Source organism: Streptomyces sp. MK37H (assembly GCF_018035285.1).
GTDB classification, from domain to species: domain Bacteria; phylum Actinomycetota; class Actinomycetes; order Streptomycetales; family Streptomycetaceae; genus Streptomyces; species Streptomyces endocoffeicus.
Genome location: NZ_JAAAYH010000605.1, coordinates 1 through 4134, shown reverse-complemented (window position 1 = coordinate 4134; position 4134 = coordinate 1). Strand labels below are relative to the sequence as shown.

Sequence of the window (4134 nt, the reverse complement as noted above, 5' to 3'; positions counted from 1 at the left end):
GTTCGCCGGGTCGCATCCGCTGGCGAAGAAGATTGGGGCCTGGCCGTCCGTCTTCGCCGTCGCCGGTGGCGTCGCCCTCGCGTCCTGGGCCCTTGCCGATCGGCGGTAGAGGGGTGCAGGGGTCCTCAGGCGTATGGGTGACTTCGGCGGGCGGGGCTTGTTGACCGCCCGCCGTCTTACCGCCCGCCGGGCGGTTCGCCCCCGTCCCGCCGTCTTTGGCTCAGTCCTGCGGCGTAGCCCGGCCCGCCGGCTTCCGCTCAGTCCGACGCCGACGTCAGCAGGTCCAGTTCCGGCTGGGTCAGCTTGAGGTCGACCGAGGCCAGGAGGGCGGGGAGCTGGTCGGTGGAGCTGGCGCTGGCCAGGGGGGCCACGACTGTGGGCTGGGCGAGGAGCCAGGCCAGGGCGACCGTGGCGGGCTCGGTGCGGTGGTTGGCGGCGACGTCGTCCAGGGCGGCGAGGACCTTCTGGCCGCGCTCGGTCTCCAGGTGCTTGGCCGCGCCCGTGGAGCGGGGGCTGTCGACCGCGGTGCCCGGGCGGTACTTGCCGGTGAGGAAGCCGGACGCCAGGGAGTAGTACGGGATCGTCGCCAGGTCGTGGCGGGCGGCGACCTCGGACAGCTCGCCCTCGAAGGTGTCGCGCGAGACCAGGTTGTAGTGCGGCTGGAGGGCGACGTAGCGGGCCAGGTTCTCCCGGGTGGAGAAGGTCAGCTGGGCCTCCAGGCGGTCCGCGCCGACGTTGGACGCGGCGATCTCGCGCACCTTGCCCTCCCTGACCAGCTCGTCCAGGGTGGTGATGATCTCCTCCACCGGCACCGACGGGTCGTCGTAGTGGGTGTAGTAGAGGTCGATGTAGTCGGTGCGCAGCCTCTGGAGGGACTCCTCGACGCCCGATTTGATGGCGGACGAGGTCAGCCCGCGCGGCTCCGGGGCGCCGCCGCCCACCTTGGTGGCGAGGACGATGTCGGAGCGGTTGCCGCGGGAGGCGAACCAGTTGCCGAGGATGGTCTCGGACTCGCCGCCCTCGTTGCCCGGTACCCAGGCGGAGTAGACATCGGCGGTGTCGATGAAGTTGCCGCCCGCCGCCACATAGGCGTCGAGCACCCGGAAGGACTCGGCCTCGTTCGCGGTCCAGCCGAAGACGTTCCCACCGAGGGAGAGCGGGAAAACGGACAGATCACCGATCTTCTGTGTGTTGTCAGCCATACGTCTTTACAACGGTTGGCCGGACGGGGTTGTTCCGGCGTGCGTTCGTGAAGGTCGGCCTGTCGGGAGGTAAAGCCCTGTCGGGACGTAAAGCCCCGCCGGGACGTAAACCGGCGGCCCTGGCGTCAAGGGGGGAGAGAGCGCCAGGGCCGCCGGGGTATCAGGGGTTCAGCCCGTGCTGGCGCAGCCAGGGCATCGGGTCGATCGGCGAGCCGCCGCCCGGCCGGACCTCGAGGTGGAGGTGCGGGCCGGTCACATTGCCGGTGGCGCCGACGCGGGCGATGACGTCGCCCGTCGACACCTTGCCGGAGGTGACCACCATCGAGGACAGGTGGCAGAACCAGAGCTCGGTGCCGTCGCTCAGGGTCAGCACGATGCGGTAGCCGTACGAACCGGCCCAGCCCGCCTGGGTGATGGTGCCGCCGTGCAGCGCCTTGACCGGGGTGCCGGTCGGGGCGGCGAAGTCCTGGCCGGTGTGGTCGGCCGACCACATGTCGCCCGCCTGGCCGAAGCTGGCGGTCAGGGTGTACGAGCCGACGGGGAGGGTGTACGCGGCGGCGAGCTTGGCCTGGCGCTCGGCCGCGGCCTTCTTCTCCGCCGCCTCCTTCGCCCGCTGCTCGGCGGCCTTCTTCTCCGCCTCGGCCTTGGCCTTCCGCTTGGCGGCCGCCTCCGCGGCCTGGTCGGCGGCCTTGGCCGCGGCGGCCCTGGCGTCCTTGGCGGCGGCCTGCGCCGCAGCGGTGCGGCTGTCCTCGTCCGCCGCGTTCTGCTGGTTCTCGGCCTGCTGGAGGATGCGGGCGCGGAGCGCCTCGCCGGCGTCGGTGGTGCCGCGCTGCTCGTCCTCGGTGGTCAGACCGGCCTGGGAGAGCGGGGCGGCGGCGGTCTGCGCGCCACTGCTGTCGTCCGACGCCCAGGAGCCGATGCCCGGCAGGTCCTTCGCGGCGGGCAGGCCGGCCTTGACCTCATCGGCGACATGGCCGAGGTCCGGCATGGATATGGGGAGCGCGGGACGGTCCTTGGCGCTGGCCATACCGCCCGCACCGACCGCCGCGATCACGCCGACCCCGAGGACGGCGCCGCTGCGCGCCATGGTTCCGCCCCGCTGCTTGGCCACGCGGTGCCGGCCGCGTACGGGAGCGATGGACTCCTCGGTGGGGTTCCACTCCTCCCAGGTCTCGGCCTCGAATCCGGCACCCGGGCCCTCGGAGGCGCCCTCATCCGCGTAGCGGTCGTCGGGGCCGAACGCGTAAGGGTCGTCGGGGGCGAATCGGCCGTCCCCTGAGCTCATCCCACCGCCGGCGTCGAAGCCGGGGCCGTAGGCGGTGGCGGTCCCCAAACCGCCTCCCCGTGTGCGATACGGGGCCTCGTCCAGGACAGACCTGTTGGACGCCACGGAGGCGCACTCCTTTCCTTCCCTCTCGCCTACCGGGTTAGCTGACGGGTTCGGAGCAGGAAGGTCTCCTACGGGTCAGGTTCGACCCGATTCACCCCAAGGTTGTTGGTTCCCCGGTTCCCTTGGTGCTGCTGGTGGTGCGGTGCTGCCGCAGTGCGTACGGGATTCGGCGACGGCGCACGGTGCCGCCCTTGCGACGGTTGTGACGACCGCGCTGCGTTATCGAACGTTAATAGAGAGCGCGATGTGATTCCAAGCTGTTCCGAGGAATCCGCGCACCTTTGGCATGAACTTAGCGCTCAAGAGGGGACAGATGGGGGCGAGTCGACGTACTGGGCAAGACTTGGCAAAACCGCATACGGATCGATCGTGCGTCAATTGTTATGCGGAGGGGGCTCGGTCGATTACGCACGGTGTGCGGCGCGGTGCGGTGCGGTTGGTTGGTCGTTGGTCGGCTACGACGGCGTGGGGTTCGGCCTGTCGCTCCCCCCACAGTTGCCCCGCCCGTTGCCCCGCCCGTTGCCGCGGGCCGGGGTCCTACGTACCGCCAGCAGCGCCATGTCGTCCGGCGTCCCGCCACCCGTATGGCGCTCGACATCGGCCACCAAGGCGTCCAGCAGCTCCTGCGGACCGGCGAAGCGGCGGCCGCGCAGCCGCTCCTCCGGGTCATAGAACTCGCCATGGCGGTCCCGGGCCTCCGTCACCCCGTCCGTGAACAGCAGCAGCGTCTCCCCCTCCGCGAACGCCAGCTCCATCACCCGGTCCGGCCAGCCCGCCAACTCCCCCATCCCCACCGGCAGCGCCGACGCCTCCGGGTCCAGGGCGCGCACCGCGCCGTCCTCCTCCAGGAGCAGCGGCGCCGGATGGCCGCGGTTGATCAGCCGCAGGGTGGAGTCGCCGCGCGGAATTTCGGCCACCACGGCCGTCGTGAATCCCTCGACCACCTCCAGGTCGGCCCGCCGGGCGCCCTCGCGCTGCAGCGCCCGCTCCAGGCGGCCCACGAGCGCCTCCAGGGTCGTCTCCTGCTCCGCCGCCTCCCGGAAGCAGCCCAGGAGGATCGCCACGACCTCCACGGCCCCCAGCCCCTTGCCGCGTACGTCTCCGACGGTCAGCCGTACGCCGTGCGGGGTGTCCTGGACCGCGTACAGGTCACCGCCGATCGCCGCGTACTTCTCCGCCGGTACGTAGCGCGCGGCGATCTCCAGCCCGGCGAGCCGGGCGGGCGGAGCGGGCAGGACGGCGCGCTGGGCCGCCTCCGCGACACCGCGCGCCGAGGCGAGCCGGTGGTAGCTGCGGCGTACGACGCGGTTGATCACCACCGCCAGCACGGTCACGGTCGCCACCGTGATGATCTCGGTGGCCGCCTGGGTCGGGTCCCTCACCCCGTGCAACTCCGCCAGCAGACAGGTGGTGAGGACGGCGACGACGGCCGTGACGATGGTCTGACGCAACGGTAAGAGCGCCGCGGCGACCAAGGGGGCGGCGGCGAAGAACGGCGAGGCGGTGTAGCCGGGCGGGGCGGCCAGGTCGAAGGCGATGCCG

At 71.7% G+C, this 4134-nt stretch carries 3 protein-coding genes and 1 riboswitch; all 3 genes read right to left on the bottom strand.

Annotated elements, in window-relative coordinates; genetic code table 11:
• Nucleotides 1-257: 257 nt before the first annotated feature.
• Nucleotides 258-1202 carry an aldo/keto reductase gene (locus tag GWI24_RS41405; RefSeq protein WP_210951180.1) on the bottom strand — a complete coding sequence of 315 codons (945 nt, stop codon included), beginning with the start codon at nucleotides 1200-1202 and terminating at the stop codon, nucleotides 258-260.
• Nucleotides 1203-1362: 160 nt separating this feature from the next.
• A complete protein-coding gene (locus GWI24_RS41400) occupies nucleotides 1363-2592 on the bottom strand; it encodes a M23 family metallopeptidase (RefSeq protein ID WP_210951179.1) in 1230 nt (409 codons plus the stop codon).
• 11 nt (nucleotides 2593-2603) lie between these two features.
• A riboswitch (cyclic di-AMP (ydaO/yuaA leader) is annotated at nucleotides 2604-2774 on the bottom strand.
• Between the two features lie 273 nt (nucleotides 2775-3047).
• The coding region (locus GWI24_RS41395; protein ID WP_247617603.1) for a PP2C family protein-serine/threonine phosphatase at nucleotides 3048-4134 on the bottom strand (1087 nt) is incomplete at its 5' end.

Bases quoted from the DNA above. Each gene is read 5' to 3' on its own strand.
- GWI24_RS41405 (WP_210951180.1), bottom strand. From the start codon at position 1,202: ATGGCTGACAACACACAGAAGATCGGTGATCTGTCCGTTTTCCCGCTC.